The sequence below is a fragment of the uncultured Sphingomonas sp. genome (assembly GCF_913778135.1).
Lineage (GTDB): Bacteria > Pseudomonadota > Alphaproteobacteria > Sphingomonadales > Sphingomonadaceae > Sphingomonas.
Genome location: NZ_CAJYVU010000021.1, coordinates 1 through 17,668 on the forward strand (window position 1 = coordinate 1; position 17,668 = coordinate 17,668).

Genomic DNA, 17,668 nt, shown 5'->3' on the forward strand with positions numbered 1-17,668 from the left:
ACCGTCAAGCCTGAGACGGTCAACCATTACGAACTCGGGCTCAAGAACCAGTTCCTTGATCGTCGCGCGACCGTGAACGTGGCTGCGTTCTGGACCGACATCTTCGACTATCAGGCGACCGTCACCAACAGCCAGTTGAGCGTGCTGCGCGGCTATCTCGCCAATGCCGGGCATGTCCGCACCCGCGGGGTCGAGATCGACTCGGCGTTCCGCCCCACCAGCCGGCTGAATGTCTACGCCAACGCCGCCTACACCGACGCCAAATATCAGCGCTTCACCGACGCGCCATGCCCGCCCGAACTCTCGGGTGGCACCGCGCTGCCGATCGTCAACGGGCAGATCGTCGGCACGCCTGCCGCCGCGGGGACGCCGGGCAATAGCCTGCCGTTCTGCAACATCTCTGGGCAGCGTATTCCCGGCGTGTCGAAATGGGCGTTCTCCTACGGCGCGGAATATGGCGTGCCGACGAACATCGGCGGTAACGAAGGCAACGTCTACATCGGCTATGACGGCAGCTACCGCTCGAACTTCTCGTCCAATCCGTCGGAATCGATCTACACGCGGGTGGACGGCTATTCGATCTCCAACGTCCGGGTGGGCTACCGCGAGGGTAGCCGGCTCAACCTGTTTGGCTGGGTGCGAAACGTGTTCGACCAGGATTATTTCGAGTTGTTGGCCACGCAGTCGGGCAACACCGGGCTCGTCGTCGGACAACCGGGTGATGCGCGCACCTACGGCGTGACTTTCTCGGCGTCGTTTTGAGTTTGGTGACGCTGGAGCAACAGACGTGGCTGATCTTGTCTTGAGCAACGCAGGCGAGAACCTGCACATGCAAGTGTTCCATTGCTGTTACAAAGCAAACGCCCGGGCCGTTTCCGACCCGGGCGCCTGCGTGACGATCAACTCGTCAGCCCCCTAATCCTGCATTCCGCCCGCACGCCTCATCTTCGGTGAGGCGGGGCTGGTCTGCTTTCCCCGAACCACGGCTTCTGCCTGTGTGCCAGTGCGATCATTGCTAGGTTAGCCCGGGTTGGCTGTCGACTGTTATGAACGCCGGCTAAACCGATTGTGGCGCGGCTGTGATGTATTCGCCACAGCCCGGTGTCTGCGCAAGCGCCGCGGCTGCCCGTTGCCAGCCGCCTGTACCCGCCGTAGAGCGGCAGCCATGTTGCTGTCGCGCTACGAGAGCATGATCGCGCGCCGGTACCTGCTACCCGGCCGTGGTGAACGCTTCATTGTCCTGGTCGCCGGGTTCAGCCTGGGCGCGGTGATGCTCGGCGTCGCCGCGCTGGTGATCGTCATGAGCGTCATGAACGGTTTTCGCGCCGAGCTGTTCGACAAGATCGTGGGGCTGAACGGCCACGCGGTGGTGCAGGGAGTCGGTGGTCGCCTGCCCGACTGGCAGCAGGTGGTGCGCGAGGCGCGCGCAACGCCGGGCGTAACGGAGGCGACGCCGCTGATCGAGCAGCCCCTGTTCGCCACCTACAATGGTCGTGCCGAGTTCATCCTGCTGCGCGGCATGCGTGTGCAGGACATTCGCGACAATGCAACGATCCGGTCGAAGGTGCTGGTCGGCAGCCTCAACTCGGTGACGCCGGGCAGCGGCAATGTCGCGATCGGCGCGCGACTGGCCGAGGCGCTGGGCGCCACGGTCGGCTCGCAGATCACGATCTGGAACCCGCAGGGGCAATCGACACCGTTCGGCACCGTGCCACGGCAGGTCAGCTACACCGTCGGCGCGATCTTCGAGGTCGGCATCTACGATTACGACAAGGCCTATGTGATCATGCCGATCCAGGACGCGCAGACGCTGTTGCTGATGGGCGATTCGGTCAGCATGATCGAGCTTGAGACCGCAAATGCCGACAAGGTGGGCGAGATACTCGCTCCCCTCGCGCCCAAGGTGCAGGGCTATGCCATCATTCGCGACTGGCGGCAGCTGAATGCGGAGCTGTTCGACGCGCTCGCGGTCGAGCGCGTGGCGATGTTCGTGGTGCTGTGCATCATCATCCTGGTCGCCGCGTTCAACATCGCGAGTTCGCTCATCATGCTGGTGCGTGCAAAGACGCGCGACATCGCGATTCTGCGCACGATGGGGGCGAGCAGGGGGGCGATGCTGCGCATCTTCATGACGGTGGGCACGACGATCGGCGTGCTCGGCACGATCGCGGGGCTGCTGCTCGGCGCGGTGTTCCTGTTCTACCGGCAGGCGGTGGTCAATTTCGTACAGCTGGTGACCGGGCAGAATCTTTGGGACCCCTCGATCCGCTATCTGACCGAGCTGCCATCGAAGCCCGATCCGGTCGAGATCGCGGCGATCGTCATCATCACCCTCATCATGACCTTCCTCGCTACAATCTACCCCGCCTACAAGGCGGCGAGTACCGATCCGGTGCAGGTGCTGCGCTATGAGTGACGCGAGCGACAGCGAGCGCGGCCGGCGCATTGGAGCCGCCACAGGGGGCGGCTTCGCCGCGTCCGATGGCGACGGGCGGCGAGTGAGCGGGCTGGTTCTAGAGACCCGCGGTCTCGCGCGCAGTTTCACGCAAGGGTCGGAGACGATCCACGTGCTGCGCGGCGTCAATCTGGCGATCGCGCCGGGCGAGATTGTCGCGCTGTTAGGGCCATCGGGCTCGGGCAAGTCGACGATGCTTCAGGCGATCGGGCTGCTCGAAGGTGGGTTCGAGGGATCGATCCGCATCGCCGGCGACGAAGCGGCCAGACTCGACGCCGCCGGCCGCACCGCGGTGCGTCGCGACCAGCTCGGCTTCGTCTACCAGTTTCACCACCTGCTCGCCGACTTCAACGCAATCGAGAACGTGATCCTGCCGCAGCTCGTCCACGGCGCCGAACGCGCGGCGGCGGAGGCACGCGCGACGACGCTGCTGAGCGTGCTCGGGCTGGGCCACCGATTGACGCACCGCCCGTCACAATTGTCGGGCGGCGAGCAGCAGCGCGTCGCGGTCGCGCGCGCGCTTGCCAATCGGCCCGCGCTCATCCTGGCGGACGAGCCGACCGGCAACCTCGACGAGCATACCGCCGACGTGGTGCTGGCCGAGTTCCTGCGGCTGGTGCGCGAGGAAGGCTCGGCCGCGCTGGTCGCTACCCACAACGAGCGTTTGGCGAAGCGCATGGACCGCGTCGTGCGACTGCACGAGGGTCAGTTGCAGTGAGCGTCTGGCGCGAGGCGGCGACGCTCTCGGGCCGGTACGTCACGCTCCGCCCGCTCTCGCGCCGTGACCGCGAAGGGATCGTTGCCGCGCTCGCCGATGTCGGGCCGAGTTTCGCCACCATCGTACCCGACGCGTCGACGATCGACCGATGGTACGATGCGATCGAGGAGCAGGCCGCGGCCGGCCGCGCGCTGCCCTTCGTCGTGCTCGACGCGAGCGGTACGATCGCTGGGGTCACGCGCTTCCTGCGGATGAACGAGGCGCATCGCCGCGTAGAGATCGGCGGCACCGTCTACGCGCGGCGTGTCCAGCGCACCGGCCTCAACACCGAGGCGAAGCGCCTGCTGCTCAGCCATGCCTTCGAGGCGCTCGAATGCCGCTGCGTGCAGCTTCGCACCAACGTGCTCAACCGTGCCTCACGTACCGCGATCGAACGACTGGGCGCGAGGCTAGACGGCATCCTGCGCGGGCATATGCTCACTACCGATGGTGAGGTGCGCGACACCGCGGTCTACTCGATCATGGCGCACGAATGGCCGCAGGTGCGCCGCAACCTCGATCACCTGTTGTTCCGCGGGGAGCTTCGATGACCACGATCACCGACATGACTGTTCGTGCCGCCGACGGCACGCCCACCTCTCTCGATCAATGGCGCGGAAAGGTGCTGCTGATCGTCAACACCGCGTCCAAGTGCGGCTTCACGCCGCAATATGAGGGGTTGGAGGTGCTGCACCGAGAGCTTGGTCCGCGCGGGTTCGAGGTACTGGCATTCCCCTGCAACCAGTTCGGCGCACAGGAGCCGGGTGACGCGACCGAGATCGCCAACTTCTGCTCGCTGACCTACGACGTGACCTTTCCGGTTTTCGCCAAGGTCGACGTGAACGGCGCCGCGGCCGATCCGCTGTTTGATCGGCTCAAATCCGCGGCGCCGGGGTTGATGGGGACCAAGGCGATCAAGTGGAACTTCACCAAGTTCCTGATCGATCGCGCCGGCGAGGTCGTTCGACGTTACGCCCCGACCACCAAACCCGCCGACCTCCGCCGCGACATCGAAGCACTGCTGTGAAGTCCTTCGACCCAAGCGGCACATGGCGAATTATGATGGCAATGTTCGCGCTGATCTGCCTCGTGATGGTAGGACTACTTTCACTGCTTGCAGCCCTGCATTACCGCTGACGTCTCAGCCCGGTACCGCGAACGCGCTCGCGCCCTTGCGATGATCCGCCGCGGCGGTGATCGAGGTGACACCGCCGAAGAGGAAGCTGATGCCGAGGATGTAGCCCGGCAGGGTCAGTGCCGAGAACGGCACGGTCGCAAGGATGAACAGGGCGAGCAGAATGTTGATGATACCAAGCGCGATCAGCATGCCGCGCTGCCGCTTTAGCCGAAAGCCGTAGACGAGTTCGAGCGCGCCGCGCACTCCGAGCCAGACTGCGACCATCAACGTCAACGACAACGCGCCGGTCGCCGGCTCCAGCATCATGATCAGTCCGACGATCAGCGACACGATGCCGAACACGATTGAATAGCCGCGATGCGCGCTGCCGTGACCGAACAGCGCCGCCGCGATCGCAAAACCGCCCGCAACGAAGAAGAATGCGCCGATCACCACGGTTGCGGCAAAGGTAGCGGCGAACGGCCACACGAAAGCGGCAATCCCGAGCAGCACCGACACGATGCCGTAGGCCATGATCCAGCCCCAGCCACGTCCCATTTCGACCCCGGCGATCCCGCCGGCACCGCGCACGTCCGTCATCGTCCAATCTCCTGTCTGCGCCGCCGAACGGACGCACGAAGGTACGGTTCCGCGCTGGCCGAATCACGCTGGCACGCCTAGGTTGTGGTGATGCCGCATTCCGGGTTCGTGCCGCTCCGCATCTTTTCCTGCTACACTATGCTCGATGGCGCGATCGATCCGAAGGCGATTGCCAAGCGCGCGGCGAAGCTCGGCTTCCCCGCCGCGGGATTGACCGACCGCAACGGGCTCTACGCCGCGATGGCTTTCTCCGACGGCGCGTTTGCGGCCGGCGTGCAGCCGGTGATCGGGACGATGCTCGGCATCTGCCGCCCCGACATGCCCGAGGGCGGCGCGCCGGTCGTCGACTGGATCGCACTCTACGCGCAGGACGCCGCGGGCTACGATAATCTGTGCGCGCTGGTCAGCCAGGCGCATCTCGACCGACCGCTCGAGCACGCGCCGCACGTGACGTTCGACGCGCTTGAGCGGCATACCGCCGGGCTGATCGCGCTGACCGCGGGTGGGGAAGGAGCGCTCGCGCGTCTATTCGCGGAGGATCAGCCCGCACGTGCCACCGCCTATGCCGACCGGTTGCAGGCATTGTTCCCAAACCGCCTCTACGTCGAACTCGTCCGGCGCGGCGACACGGTCGAAGAGGCGGCGGAGGAGGCGCTGATCGATTTAGCCTACGCACGCGACCTGCCGCTCGTCGCGACCAACCCGTCCTGCTTCGAGGAGGCGAGCTTCGGCGAAGCGCACGACACGATGCTGTGCATCGCCAATTCCACCTACGTCGAGACCGAGGACCGCCCGCGCAGCTCACCCGAGGCGTGGATGAAGCCGGCGGCCGAAATGCGCGCGCTGTTCCATGACCTGCCCGAGGCGATCGACAACACGCTGGTCGTCGCGCAGCGCTGCGCGGTCGCGGCACCCAAGCGCAAGCCGATCCTGCCCAGCCTCGCCGGCGATCGCGAGGGCGAGGCGGCGATGCTGCGCGACCGCGCGCGCGAGGGGCTGGAGGCGCGGCTCGCGCGAATTGAGGAGCTAGCTGAGGTGGCAGGCGACGCTGCCGAGCCCCTCGCTTCCGATTGGAAGCAGGGCTACCGCGACCGGCTCGAGTTCGAGCTCGACGTTATCATCCAGATGGGTTTCCCCGGTTACTTCCTGATCGTCGCCGACTTCATCCAATGGGCGAAGTCGCACGACATTCCAGTCGGGCCGGGGCGCGGATCGGGCGCCGGCAGCGCGGTCGCCTGGGCGCTGACGATCACCGACCTCGATCCGATCAAGCTCGGGCTTCTGTTCGAGCGCTTCCTCAATCCCGAGCGCGTGTCGATGCCCGACTTCGACATCGACTTCTGCGAAACCCGCCGCGGCGAAGTAATCCGCTACGTGCAGGAGAAATACGGCCGCGATCAGGTGGCGCAGATCATCACCTTCGGTAAACTGAAGGCGCGCGCAGTGTTGAAAGACACCGGACGTGTGCTGCAGATGAGCTACGGTCAGGTCGACCGGCTCGCCAAGCTGGTCCCCAACCATCCGACCGACCCGTGGGACCTCAAACGCGCGCTGAACGGCGTGCCCGAGCTCGCCAAGGAATATGCCAACGACAATCAGGTCCGGCATCTGCTTGACCTGGCGACGCAGCTGGAGGGGCTGCCGCGGCACTCGTCAACGCACGCTGCGGGCGTGGTGATCGGCGACCGGCCGCTGGCGCAGCTCGTGCCCCTCTACCGCGATCCACGCTCCGACATGCCGGTGACGCAGTTCGACATGAAATATGTCGAAGGCGCAGGGTTGGTGAAGTTCGACTTTCTCGGCCTGAAAACGCTGTCGGTCCTCAAGAAAGCGGTGCAACTGCTTGCCAAGCGCGGTGTCTCGGTCGATCTCGACGCGTTGCTGTGGGATGACACGGCAGTCTACGATCTGCTTCAAAGCGGCAACACCGTGGGCGTGTTCCAGCTTGAATCGGAAGGCATGCGCCGTACGCTGTCGGCGGTGCGTCCGTCCAACTTCGGCGACATCGTCGCGCTCGTGTCGCTCTACCGACCGGGGCCGATGGACAACATTCCGTCGTTCGGCCGACGCAAGCAGGGCACCGAGCCGATCGAATATCCGCACGCGCTGCTCGAGCCGATCCTGGCCGAAACCTACGGCATCTTCGTTTATCAGGAACAGGTGATGCAGGCGGCGCAGGTGCTGGCGGGCTACTCGCTCGGCGGCGCCGACCTGCTCCGTCGCGCGATGGGCAAGAAGGTCAAGGCGGAGATGGACGCGCAGCGCTCGATCTTCGTCGCCGGGTGCCAGGAGGTGAACGGCATCCCCAAGGCCAAGGCGAACGAGCTGTTCGACTTGATCGACAAGTTCGCCGGCTACGGTTTCAACAAGAGCCACGCCGCCGCCTACGCGCTGCTCGCCTATCAGACCGCGTGGCTGAAGGCGCATCACCCGCACGAATTCTTTGCGGCATCGATGTGCTACGACCTGCACCTGACCGATAAGCTCGCGATCTTCGTCGAGGATGCGCGACGCATGAACGTCGAGCTGCTGCCGCCGTGCATCAACGCCAGCCAGGCCGAGTTCGACGTCGAGACGACTGCGGTCGGCGGTCTCGCGGTGCGCTTCGCGCTCGCGGCGCTCAAGTCGGTGGGTGAGGGCGCGATGGAGCGGCTGGTCGAGGCGCGTGACCAAGGTGGCGCGTTCAAGAACCTCAGCGATCTCGCCGACCGGGTCGATCCGCGCCTCATCAACAAGCGTCAGCTGGAGACGCTCGCGGCGGCGGGCGCGTTTGACGGGCTCGACGCCAATCGCGCCGGGGTTCATGCGGTGGCTGAGACGATCCTCGCGGTTGCCGCCAGCGCGCATCATGGCCGCACCAGCGGGCAGGGCGGGTTGTTCGGTGAAGAGAGCCACGCCGGCGACGTGATCAAGCTGCCGACGACCGCGCGCTGGAGTCTGATGGAGCGGATGGAGCAGGAGAAGGACGCCTTCGGCTTCTACTTCTCCGCGCACCCGGTCGATCGCCACCGGATGCTTGCCAAGATGCACGGCGCGCGGACCTTCGCGTCGTTGAACGAGCTTCACATCGCCGATGGCGCACGCGTCGGCGCGACGTTGGCAGTGCTGGTCGAGGAAGCGCGCTGGCGCACCTCGGCGCGCGGGCGGCGTTTCATGATGGCGACCTGTTCGGATGCAACGGGGCAGTTCGCCGCCACCTGCTTCGAGGATGGTACGACCGAGGACCTTGAGGAGGCGGCGCGGATCGGCGGGTGCGGGTTGCTGACGGTCGAACTCGATCGCCGGCCGGGTGAGGAGACGCCGCGCGTCAGCATCAAGGCCATCAAGCCGTTCGAGACGCTTGCCGCAACGACCCGCTTCGCGCTCGACGTCGCGGTGAGTGGCGCCGCTGCAATCCCGGCGCTCGCCGCGCTGATCGGGGAACGGCGCGGCCGGCGCGGCAAGGTGACGCTGAACGTGCCGGCGGGGGACGGCAGCACCGCGCGCGTGTTGCTGGGACACGATTTCTCGCTCGACGCCGAGCTTGCCGAGCAGATCGAGGGGCTGGCCGGGGTCACCTCGGTCAGCTTCGACGTGGAGGAAGTCCGCCTGCGCGCGGTCGGCTAGAACAACTCGCCCTGCGCGCCCGGCGGTGGGCGAAAGCGTGAGCAGTCGAGATTCAGGCGCCGGCGATCGTCGGAAAACCCGTGTTTCGCCCGCGCGATGCGGAAGCGGGTGCGCAGCAGCTCCGCCCAGACGCCTTGCCCGCGCATGCGGGAGAAGAAGCCGGGATCGTTGTCCTTGCCGCCGCGCAAGCTCTGGATCGTCGCCATCACCTTGCCCGCGCGATCGGGAAAGTGCGCGTCGAGCCAGGCGCGGAACAGGGGGGCGACCTCCCACGGCAGGCGCACGGGGATGTACGATACACCGAGCGCGCCCGCGTTGGCTGCTGCCGCGACGACCGCCTCGACCTCGTGATCGGTGACCGCGGGAATGACGGGTGCCATGTTGACATAGGTCGGCACGCCCGCGTCCGCGAGTTTCCGAACCGCCGCCAGTCGCCGCGCCGGCGTGGGCGCACGCGGTTCTATCGTCATCGCGATGCGCGGGTCGAGCGAGGTGATCGAGATCGCGACCGCCACCTGGCGCTTCTCCGCCATCGCTGCGAGGATATCGAGGTCGCGCGTGACACGGTCGGACTTGGTCGTGATGACCACCGGGTGATCGCACGCGGCGAGCACCTCCAGCAGCGCGCGCGTGATCTGCCACTTGCGCTCGATCGGCTGATACGGATCGGTGTTGGTTCCCATCGCGATCGGTGCGCAGGCATAGCCGGGCTTTCGCAACTCGGCCTTGAGCAGGTCGGCCGCACCCGGCTTGGCGAACAGCTTGGTCTCGAAGTCCAGCCCGGGCGAGAGGTCGTGAAAGGCGTGGCTGGGCCGTGCGAAACAGTAGATGCAGCCGTGCTCGCAGCCGCGATAGGCGTTGATCGATCGATCGAACGGCACGTCGGGCGAGGTGTTGCGCGTGATGATCGTGCGCGGAAGCTCGATCGTTACCGTGGTGCGTAGCGGTGCGACGGTGCCATCGACGTCCTCGCGCACGTCGAGCCAGTCGCCGTCGGCTTCGCTCTGCGGCAGGTTGAAACGCCGGCTCTCCGCGTTGAGCGTCGCGCCTCTCGTCGCTCGATTCTTCTGCGCTGCCATGTGTTGAGGTTAAGAAACAAACCAGAACATAGCAAGAACGTTGGTGTCAGCGCTCCAGCAGCCGCGGCATTAACTCAACGAAGTTGCAGGGACGGTGTCGGCTGTCGAGCTGGTCCTTGAGGATGCCATCCCACGCGTCCTTCACCGCGCCGGTCGAACCCGGCAGCGCGAAGATATAGGTGCCGCGCGCGACGCACGCGCAGGCGCGGCTCTGCACGGTCGAGGTGCCGATCGTCTGGTATGACAACCAGCGGAACAGCTCGCCGAAGCCCGGGATCATCTTGTCCGCGACACGCTCGATCGCCTCGGGCGTCACGTCGCGCCCGGTCACGCCGGTGCCGCCAGTGGTGATGACGCAGTCGACTTGCTGGTCATCGATCCAGCGATTGAGCTGGTGGACGATAGCGTCGGCGTCGTCGCGCATAATGACTCGGTCGGCGAGCGAGTGCCCCGCTGCCTCAAGCCGCGCGACCAACGTGTCACCCGAGCGATCCTCCGCCAGCCCGCGCGTGTCGGAGACCGTCAGCACCGCAATACGAACGGGCGTGAAGGTGCGGCTCTCGTCGATCGGCACGCGACTATTCGGCGCGGGTGGAGGAGGCGGGGCTGACCGTGCCGTTGACGGCGATCGCGGTGTTGGGCGCCTGCGCGTTCATCCGCACTGCGGTCGCACCCGGCAGGCCGGGGAAACGCGGCCACATGCCCTGCGCCAGCGCGGACCGGCTCGGCGAAGCGGCCTTGCCGCCCTGCGCCTCGTACATCCAGTAATTGCGCAGCACCGTTACGACGTAACCGCGCGTCTCCCAGTAAGGGATGCTCTCGATGTAAAGCAGCGGGTCACCGCCGTCGCGGACGATGCCGTTCCACTCGCCGACGTGCTGCGGCCCGGCGTTGTAGGCGGCGATCACCTTGGGCAGCAGCCCGCCGGTCATTCCCATGTCGCGCAGCCGCTCGATATGGCGCTGCCCGATGTCGAAATTGGTCGACGGACGCGTCAATGCTGCCTGATCGACCGTCAACCCGCGTTCGCGCATGTAATCGGTCGCCGCGGCGGGCATGATCTGCATCAGGCCATAAGCGCCCGCTTGGCTCTTCACCTTGGTGCGGAAGCCCGATTCCTGCAGCGTGTGCGCGTAGACCAAAGCCTTGTCGATCCGCCAACCGCTGTCGGGCGTCCAGCTCGGCTGCGGGTAGCGCGCCTCGGCGAGCGCGGTGACGCCCTGCGGCATGTTGTGCGCCAGCCACACGGTGGTTGAAGCGAGATCGAGCTGCTCGGCGAGGCGCGTCAGGCTGCTGAATTCGCTCGGTGAACCAATCCGCGCCTGCTGACGCAACACGGTGTCGGCCTCGTCATCCTCACCGATCTCGACCAGCGCGGCGGCAACGCGGACGTTGGGGCGGCGTTCGAGCGCGGCCCAGTCGTCAGTCACCCGCTGCGGACGCGATTTCGCGAGATCGATTCCGAGTGCCTGCCGCGCGAGCAGGCCGTAAAAGGTTTCGCCGAATTGCGACGCCTGCTTCAGCCGCGCCTCGACCTTGTCGGGGCGGCCGCACATCATGTCGGCGCGCGCGGCCCAGTAGAGCGCGGTTGCGCGCAGGTCGGTATCGGGTGCGCGCGCCGCGACATTCTCGAAGGCGGGGCTCGTCGCACCGCAATCTTTCTGTCGCCACGCCGCGAGCGCGCCGGTCCAGCGTGCCTGGATCGTCCAGTCCCCCGCGCCGCTCTCCGCCTTCGCCGCCAGCGCGCGCGCCTGGGTGTCGAGACCCTGGAGGAAGTAGATCCACGCGATGCGCGCCTGCCACTCGGTCTGCGCCTCGGGCGAGAGCCCTTGCGTCTGGTCGAGCAGTGCTTCGGCCTCGGCGCCAGAATCGGCCTTGATGAACGGCTGCATCCTGGTGGCGAGATCGGCGGCGATCAGGTCGCTCTTGGTCGCCTTCGCGCGGGCACGGACGGGGGCGCCGTCGTTCCAGATCAGCCGCTGCTGCGCGGGCAGCGGCGGCAGATCGGTGACGCCGCGCAGCTTAGCGATCCGCTCCAGCTGATCGGCCTGCGGCAGTTCGGGCGCTTCGTTGATGAGCTTGAGCAGCGCGTCGGCTTCGACCTTCGGGCTACCCTTTGCAGTGTAGAGTTCTGCGCGTGCGTAGGCGTGCAGGGGCCCTTGCGCCATGCTGTCGAGCGCGATCTGCGCGTCGCTCCAGCGACTCTCGTTGATCGCGGCGAACACCGCGCGGTAGCCGTCACGCTGCTCGGGTGTCAGTTGCGGCGGAATACCCGACCGGCGCGCGGCGGGTGCCGGCTCCGCCGTCGCGGGCGCGGCCACCGCCACCAGAGTGCAGGCCGCGGCCAGCCATGCCCGCTTCAACCCCGTTCTCACTTCCGAAGCCCCTCGTTCAGCAAGATCAGATCCTTCCACGCTTCCGCCTTGCACGCCGGCCGGTCCAGCAGGACGCGGGGGTGATGGCTCGCAACGACACGCGTGCTGGTGCCATCCTTATGGTTAAAGGCGTGCAAACGCTCGCGTGCGCTTGCGACATTCGTCGCCAGAACGGCACGGGTCGCCGCATCGCCCAGCACGAGCAGGTTCGCGGGAGCGGCGAGTGACAGGTGATGGCGGGTGACCTCGCCCAATCGCTGTTCCAGATCACGCGGTACGCGGCCGATCGTCGGGCGGCGAACGCAGACCGAGGCGAGCAGAACGTCGCCGCGCGTCAGGCCGATTGCGCGCAGCATGTTGTCGAACAGCTTGCCCGTCTCGCCACCCAGTAGCTGGTCACGGTCGCCGCGCTCCGGACAGTCGACCAGCACCATCAGCGCCGCGTCGGCGGGTCCGGTCGCGCCGATCGGCTCGCCCGACCACGACGCGTCGGGCGCGTCCTTCCCGGCGCGCCAGGTCACGAACTCGGCGAGCGTCGCCGGCATCGCGGCGGACGGCGCCGCTGCCGATCCCGACGCCCGGACGACAGGATCGGCCAGCGTCGCGGTCGTAGCGTCAGAAGGCGCTAAATTGTTCTGCTTCAACCAGTTGACGGGTTCGTCGCCCACCACCACGTCGACACCGGCGTCGCGCCACCAGTCGAGCGTGCTCGCCGCCAGTTCGGTCCAGTTTTCACCGGCCCAGTCGATGTGCTGATCTGCCCCCATTGTCGCGCGGCATAGGATGCGCGGTTGACGCGAAGGTCAATGTACTGGCACCGCAGCACAGGCAGGATGGTGCTGCGGTGCGACGAGGAGCGCGCCCGCGCGAGAGGAGAGTGTGAAGTGAGCGATCGCGAATCGATGCCGTACGACGTGGTAATCGTCGGCGCCGGCCCCGCCGGGCTGTCGGCGGCGATCCGCATCAAACAACTCGCCGCCGAGAAGGACGCCGATATCTCGGTCTGCGTGCTCGAGAAGGGCTCGGAGGTCGGTGCGCACATCCTGTCGGGCGCGGTGATCGATCCGCGCACGCTCGACGAGTTCCTGCCCGACTGGCGCGACGATGGCTGTCCGCTCGCCGAGGTGCCCGTCACCGAAAACATCCACTGGGTGCTCACCAAGAACAAGAAGGTCAACCTGCCGCACCTGTGGACGCCGCCGTTCCTCCACAACAAGGGCACCTACACCGGCAGCCTTGCCAACCTGTGCCGCTGGCTGGCGGGCAAGGCGGAGGAGCTGGGCGTCGAAATCTTTCCGGGCTTCGCCGCGGCCGAGGTGCTGTTCAACGAGGACGGTAGTGTGAAGGGTGTCGCGACTGGCGACATGGGCGTGGCGCGCGACGGCACGCACAAGGGCGACTATCAGCCGGGACTGGAGCTGCACGCGAAATACACCTTCTTCTCCGAAGGCTGCCGCGGTCACCTGTCGAAGGAGCTGATGCGCATCTTCGACCTGCGCGCTAATTGTGATCCGCAAGTTTATGGTCTGGGCATCAAGGAACTCTGGGACATCGATCCAGAGCTGCACACGCCGGGCAAGGTCATCCACACGCAGGGCTGGCCGCTCAGTGAAACCGATGGTTCGAATGGCGGCGGCTGGATCTACCACCAGGCGAACGGGCAGGTGTCGATCGGCTTCGTCACCTGGCTCAACTACACCAACCCGTATGTGTCGCCGTTTCAGGAAATGCAGAAGTGGAAGACCCATCCCGAGGTCGCTGCGCTGCTGAAGGGCGGCAAGCGTGTCAGCTACGGCGCGCGCGCGATCTCGGACGGGGGGCTGCAGTCGATCCCGAAGCTCGTCTTCCCCGGCGGCGCGCTGATCGGCGACAGCGCGGGTTTCCTCAACGTGCCGCGGATCAAGGGCACGCACACCGCGATGAAGTCGGGCACGATGGCGGCAGAGGCCGCAGTCGATGCGATCCTGTCGCAGCGCCAGGGTGATGAACTAACGGCTTATCCGGACGCGTTCGAGAACAGCTGGGTCAGACAAGAGCTGTCGATCGTTCGCAATGTCGTGCCGCTGGTCAAGAAGTTTGGCGACTTCATGGGATCGGGCCTAGCCGGCATCACGATGTGGTCCGAATATCTCGGGCTCAAGATGCCGTTCACGCTGCATCACCATCCGGACAACGAAACCTTGTGGCGCAAGGACATGGTCAAAAAGGTCGAGTACCCGAAGCCCGACGGCGTGCTGACCTTCGACAAGCTGTCATCGGTGTTCCTGTCGAACACCAACCACGAGGAGGATCAGCCCGTCCACCTGACGCTCAAGGACGCGTCGGTGCCGGTCGAGCACAATCTGCCGCTCTACGACGAACCGGCGCAGCGTTATTGTCCCGCGGGCGTTTACGAGATTGTGGGCGAAGACACGCACGATCCCCGTCTGGTGATCAACGCGCAGAACTGTGTCCACTGCAAGACGTGCGACATCAAGGACCCGACGCAGAACATCAACTGGGTCGTGCCCGAAGGCGGTGGTGGACCCAATTACCCGAACATGTGACTTTGCCCGATCCGCTCGCCGCCGCCGTCGCGCGACGGCGAGCCTTTTGTTCTTGACGGGATTGCTGCTCGGTGCGCCAGCGTTGGCGCAGACCAACGTCGCCGACACCAAAGCCGTCGATCGCGCGGACAGAAGCGTCACCGAACCAGAGGTCGCGGCCTATCTGCGCGCCCGGGTGGCCGATGCGGACGGGCAGGTCGCCGTTGCAGCGAGCGACTATGATGCAGCCCTCGGTGCCTCATCTAACGACCCGGTCGTCGCGATCCGCGCCTATCGCGAAGCGGTGCGTGCTGGCGATTACGCGCTCGCCGACCGCGCTGCCGCGGTGCTGGCCCGCAAGGATGTGCTGCCGAGCGACGCGTCGCTGCTCGCACTCGCCGCAGCCGCGCGCGCCGATGATCGCGCCGCGGCCGAACGCGCGCTGACGGCGCTCGACGCGACACCGCTCAAGATCCTGTCGGCACCGCTGCGTGCCTGGGCCGCGCTCGAGTGGAAGGGCGATCCCACGACCGCGCTTGCCGTCAAGCCCACCGACGCGGTGGCCCGCCGCTTCGTCTCGGAGACGCGCGCGCTGATCCTGCTCGCGCAGGGCCGAAGCGATGAGGGCATGGCGGCGCTGCGTCCGCTGCTCGGCAACGACCAGTCGAGCACCGACACCCGCATCGCCGCCGCCCGGCTGCTGATCGCGCGGGGCAAGCGCGACCTCGCGCGCAGCCTGCTCGTCGGCGATGCTCCGCCGGTGGTCGCGCTGCGCGAACGGCCGCGCGCGCGGATCGCGCCCGGGCTCGATTTCGGCATGTCGTGGCTGCTGACCCGCGTGGCGTCGGACCTTGCGCTCGGCAAGCCGACCGGGCTCAGCTACACGCTCGTCCAGTCCGCGCTCCGCGCCGATCCGGGTAACGACCGCGCGCGCCTGCTGCTCGCGGGCGCGTTGTCGAAGGATGGCGCGACGGCGCGCGCGCTGACGGTGCTCGATCAGGTCGACCGCCGCGGCATCTACGCGGCGCAGGCGATCGACGGGCGCGTGCAGATACTCGCCGATGCGGGGCGGACTGAGGAGGCGCTCCGACTCGCGCAACCGCTCGCAAGCCCCAGCAACGGCGACCCGGCCGACGTGCAGCAGCTGGCCGACCTGTACCTGCGGCTGAACCGGCCGAGCGATGCGGTGGCGCTGTACCGGCGGCTTGCAGAGCGCGCGGGCGCTGATTGGTCCGACTGGCTGCAATACGGCGCCGCGCTCGACCGGGCTGGCGACTGGCCCGCCGCACGAGCGGCGCTGGAACAGGCCTATGCGCGCGCGCCAGAACAGCCGCTGGTGCTTAACTATCTCGGCTACGCGTTGATCGAGCATGAAGAACGCATGGCCGAGGCGCAGGCGATGCTGGAGCGCGCGGCGCGCGCGAAACCGGACGATGCAGCGATCACCGACTCGCTCGGCTGGGCCTTGTTCCGGCGCGGGCAAACCGCGCAGGCATTGCCGCTGATCGAGCGCGCGGCCGCGGCCGACCCGACCAATGCCGAGATCGGCGAGCATCTAGGCGATGTTTATTGGCGGATCGGTCGTCGCTACGAGGCGCGCTATGCGTGGACCGCCGCGCGCGCTACGGCCGAGACGCCCGACGTCGCCGCGCGGCTGTCGGCAAAGGTCGCGAACGGATTGTAAAAGGAAGCACGGTGGCGGGGCAGGTGATCGTCGAGACAGCGCCGGCGAAGCTCAACCTCTCGCTGCACGTCCGCCGACGCCGCGATGACGGCTACCACGAACTTGAGACGATCTTCGCCTTCGCGCGCGATGGCGACACGGTGACCGTGGCGCCTGGAGAAGCGTCGCTACGGATCATCGGCCCTTTCGCCGATGGCTTGGGCAACGGCCCCGACAATTTGGTGCTGCGCGCTGAAGCAGCCTTCAAGGCGACGTTCGGCATCGACGCGAGCCACGCCATCACGCTCGACAAGCATCTGCCGATCGCGTCGGGGATTGGCGGCGGGTCGGCCGATGCGGCGGCAACGCTGCGTGCGCTGGCGCGGCTGCATGGCATCGCGGCATGCGACGAGCGCCTGTTCTCGCTCGCGGCCTCGCTCGGCGCCGACGTGCCGGCCTGCCTGCTCGGCCACGCAGCGTTCGGGCGTGGGAAGGGGGACACGCTGGAGAAGATCGCCGGGTTGGGCGACATGCCCGCGTTGGTGGTCAATCCTGGCGTGGGCGTGTCGACCGCCGCGGTGTTCGCGCGTTGGGACCGTCACGATCGCGGAGCGCTGCTCGATGGCGACACGCTGAAACGCGCGATCGGTAGTCGCAACGACCTTCAGCTTCCGGCCGAGCAGGTTGCACCGGTGATCGCCGAGGTCTTACGCCTGCTCACGCAACAAGCCGGGGTGCGGCTCACACGCATGTCAGGGTCGGGAGCGACCTGCTTCGCTTTGTTCGAGACGTCAACGGCGCGTGATGCCGCCGCGCTCGCCATTGCGGCGGCGCAGCCGGATTGGTGGCAGCTCGGGACGACGGTGCGATGATCCGGTTCTCGGTCGAGGCAGGCGTCGCGCGGATCGCGCTCGATCGCGCCGCGGCGCGCAACGCGGTGCCGACCAACGGCTGGCTCGAACTTGCCCGTGTGGCGGCGCAGGTGCCCGCCGATGCACGCGCCGTGCTGCTCGCTTCCGACGTGCCCGGCATCTTCTGTGCCGGCGCCGACCTGCGCGATCTCGCCCGACTGGCCGACGATGTTCCCGCACGTGCCGCCTTCCGCACGGCGATGCGCGACGGCATCGAGGCGTTAGCCAGCTTGCCGATGCCAGTGATCGCGGGCGTGGAGGGGGGATGTCATGGCGCTGGCGTGGCGCTCGCGCTCGCCTGCGACCTGATCGTCGCCGGTCCCACGGCGCGCTTCGCGATCCCGCCCGCGCGGCTCGGCATCGGCTATCCGGCGCAGGACGTCGCGCGCTTGTCTGCCCGCGTCGGGCGCGGTCAGGCGGCGCGGCTGCTGTTCACGGCGAAAACGATCGACGCGGACGAGGCGCTGCGCATCGGTCTGGTCGATGTGATCGGCGACCCGGCGCAGACCGCTGCTGAAACCGCCGCCAACGATGGCGACGCGCTCCGGTTGCTCAAACGGATGATCGCCGACCCGCGTGA

15 protein-coding genes are annotated in these 17,668 nt (G+C 67.0%); 10 read left to right on the forward strand and 5 right to left on the reverse strand.

Features of this window, described 5'->3' with window-relative positions; all coding sequences use genetic code 11:
* The 5 genes from QZ847_RS02195 to QZ847_RS02215 all read left to right on the forward strand — a co-directional run.
* Window positions 1-762: TonB-dependent receptor (locus QZ847_RS02195; RefSeq protein WP_294352690.1), on the forward strand; the 762-nt coding region annotated here is incomplete at its 5' end.
* 403 nt (window positions 763-1,165) lie between these two features.
* The gene (locus QZ847_RS02200) at window positions 1,166-2,416 is read left to right on the forward strand and encodes a lipoprotein-releasing ABC transporter permease subunit (RefSeq protein WP_294192583.1); all 1,251 of its coding nucleotides are present in this window, start codon (window positions 1,166-1,168) and stop codon (window positions 2,414-2,416) included.
* Window positions 2,409-3,173, forward strand: a complete 765-nt coding sequence (locus QZ847_RS02205; RefSeq protein ID WP_294352691.1) for an ABC transporter ATP-binding protein — start codon at window positions 2,409-2,411, stop codon at window positions 3,171-3,173. The genes QZ847_RS02200 and QZ847_RS02205 overlap by 8 nt, the downstream gene beginning before the upstream one ends.
* Window positions 3,170-3,763 carry a GNAT family protein gene (locus QZ847_RS02210; protein WP_294352693.1) on the forward strand — a complete coding sequence of 198 codons (594 nt, stop codon included), beginning with the start codon at window positions 3,170-3,172 and terminating at the stop codon, window positions 3,761-3,763. Before QZ847_RS02205 ends, QZ847_RS02210 begins: the two co-directional genes overlap by 4 nt.
* Window positions 3,760-4,239 (forward strand): glutathione peroxidase, encoded by a 480-nt coding sequence (locus QZ847_RS02215; RefSeq protein ID WP_294352694.1) that lies wholly within the window; start codon window positions 3,760-3,762, stop codon window positions 4,237-4,239. Before QZ847_RS02210 ends, QZ847_RS02215 begins: the two co-directional genes overlap by 4 nt.
* Window positions 4,240-4,353: 114 nt before the next feature.
* Here QZ847_RS02215 and QZ847_RS02220 read toward each other — a convergent pair whose 3' ends face one another.
* Window positions 4,354-4,929: an HdeD family acid-resistance protein gene (locus tag QZ847_RS02220; RefSeq protein ID WP_294352696.1), complete on the reverse strand. Its 576-nt coding sequence runs from the start codon at window positions 4,927-4,929 to the stop codon at window positions 4,354-4,356.
* 90 nt (window positions 4,930-5,019) lie between these two features.
* Between QZ847_RS02220 and dnaE the strand changes: the two genes are divergently transcribed.
* Complete coding sequence (gene dnaE / locus QZ847_RS02225; protein ID WP_294352699.1) at window positions 5,020-8,535, forward strand: DNA polymerase III subunit alpha; 3,516 nt, start codon at window positions 5,020-5,022, stop codon at window positions 8,533-8,535.
* Here the strand turns inward: dnaE and QZ847_RS02230 are convergent.
* Genes QZ847_RS02230 through QZ847_RS02245 form a run of 4 tightly spaced genes read right to left on the reverse strand, consistent with a single transcriptional unit; the run spans window position 8,532 to window position 12,756 of the window.
* The gene (locus tag QZ847_RS02230; RefSeq protein ID WP_294352701.1) at window positions 8,532-9,614 is read right to left on the reverse strand and encodes a PA0069 family radical SAM protein; all 1,083 of its coding nucleotides are present in this window, start codon (window positions 9,612-9,614) and stop codon (window positions 8,532-8,534) included. The genes dnaE and QZ847_RS02230 overlap by 4 nt on opposite strands.
* A gap of 46 nt (window positions 9,615-9,660) precedes the next feature.
* Window positions 9,661-10,188 (reverse strand): molybdenum cofactor biosynthesis protein B, encoded by a 528-nt coding sequence (gene moaB, locus QZ847_RS02235; RefSeq protein WP_294352702.1) that lies wholly within the window; start codon window positions 10,186-10,188, stop codon window positions 9,661-9,663.
* A 4-nt stretch (window positions 10,189-10,192) separates the two neighbouring features.
* Entirely contained in the window at window positions 10,193-11,989 is a 1,797-nt protein-coding gene (locus QZ847_RS02240) for a lytic transglycosylase domain-containing protein (protein WP_294352703.1), read from the reverse strand.
* Complete coding sequence (locus QZ847_RS02245; protein ID WP_294352704.1) at window positions 11,986-12,756, reverse strand: uracil-DNA glycosylase family protein; 771 nt, start codon at window positions 12,754-12,756, stop codon at window positions 11,986-11,988. Before QZ847_RS02245 ends, QZ847_RS02240 begins: the two co-directional genes overlap by 4 nt.
* 135 nt (window positions 12,757-12,891) lie before the next feature.
* Here QZ847_RS02245 and QZ847_RS02250 point away from each other — a divergent pair, with 135 nt between their 5' ends.
* The 4 genes from QZ847_RS02250 to QZ847_RS02265 all read left to right on the forward strand — a co-directional run.
* Entirely contained in the window at window positions 12,892-14,535 is a 1,644-nt protein-coding gene (locus QZ847_RS02250; protein ID WP_294352708.1) for an electron transfer flavoprotein-ubiquinone oxidoreductase, read from the forward strand.
* A 52-nt stretch (window positions 14,536-14,587) separates the two neighbouring features.
* Window positions 14,588-16,198, forward strand: a complete 1,611-nt coding sequence (locus QZ847_RS02255) for a tetratricopeptide repeat protein (protein WP_294352705.1) — start codon at window positions 14,588-14,590, stop codon at window positions 16,196-16,198.
* Window positions 16,199-16,209: 11 nt separating this feature from the next.
* A complete protein-coding gene (locus QZ847_RS02260; protein WP_294352706.1) occupies window positions 16,210-17,049 on the forward strand; it encodes a 4-(cytidine 5'-diphospho)-2-C-methyl-D-erythritol kinase in 840 nt (279 codons plus the stop codon).
* On the forward strand, window positions 17,046-17,668 hold a 623-nt coding region (locus QZ847_RS02265), incomplete at its 3' end, for an enoyl-CoA hydratase/isomerase family protein (RefSeq protein ID WP_294352707.1). The genes QZ847_RS02260 and QZ847_RS02265, both read left to right, overlap by 4 nt.

Bases quoted from the DNA above. Each gene is read 5' to 3' on its own strand.
- QZ847_RS02205 (WP_294352691.1), top strand. From the start codon at position 2,409: ATGAGTGACGCGAGCGACAGCGAGCGCGGCCGGCGCATTGGAGCCGCC.
- QZ847_RS02250 (WP_294352708.1), top strand. From the start codon at position 12,892: ATGCCGTACGACGTGGTAATCGTCGGCGCCGGCCCCGCCGGGCTGTCG.
- dnaE (WP_294352699.1), top strand. From the start codon at position 5,020: ATGCCGCATTCCGGGTTCGTGCCGCTCCGCATCTTTTCCTGCTACACT.
- QZ847_RS02220 (WP_294352696.1), bottom strand. From the start codon at position 4,929: ATGACGGACGTGCGCGGTGCCGGCGGGATCGCCGGGGTCGAAATGGGA.
- QZ847_RS02245 (WP_294352704.1), bottom strand. From the start codon at position 12,756: ATGGGGGCAGATCAGCACATCGACTGGGCCGGTGAAAACTGGACCGAA.
- QZ847_RS02215 (WP_294352694.1), top strand. From the start codon at position 3,760: ATGACCACGATCACCGACATGACTGTTCGTGCCGCCGACGGCACGCCC.
- QZ847_RS02230 (WP_294352701.1), bottom strand. From the start codon at position 9,614: ATGGCAGCGCAGAAGAATCGAGCGACGAGAGGCGCGACGCTCAACGCG.
- QZ847_RS02200 (WP_294192583.1), top strand. From the start codon at position 1,166: ATGTTGCTGTCGCGCTACGAGAGCATGATCGCGCGCCGGTACCTGCTA.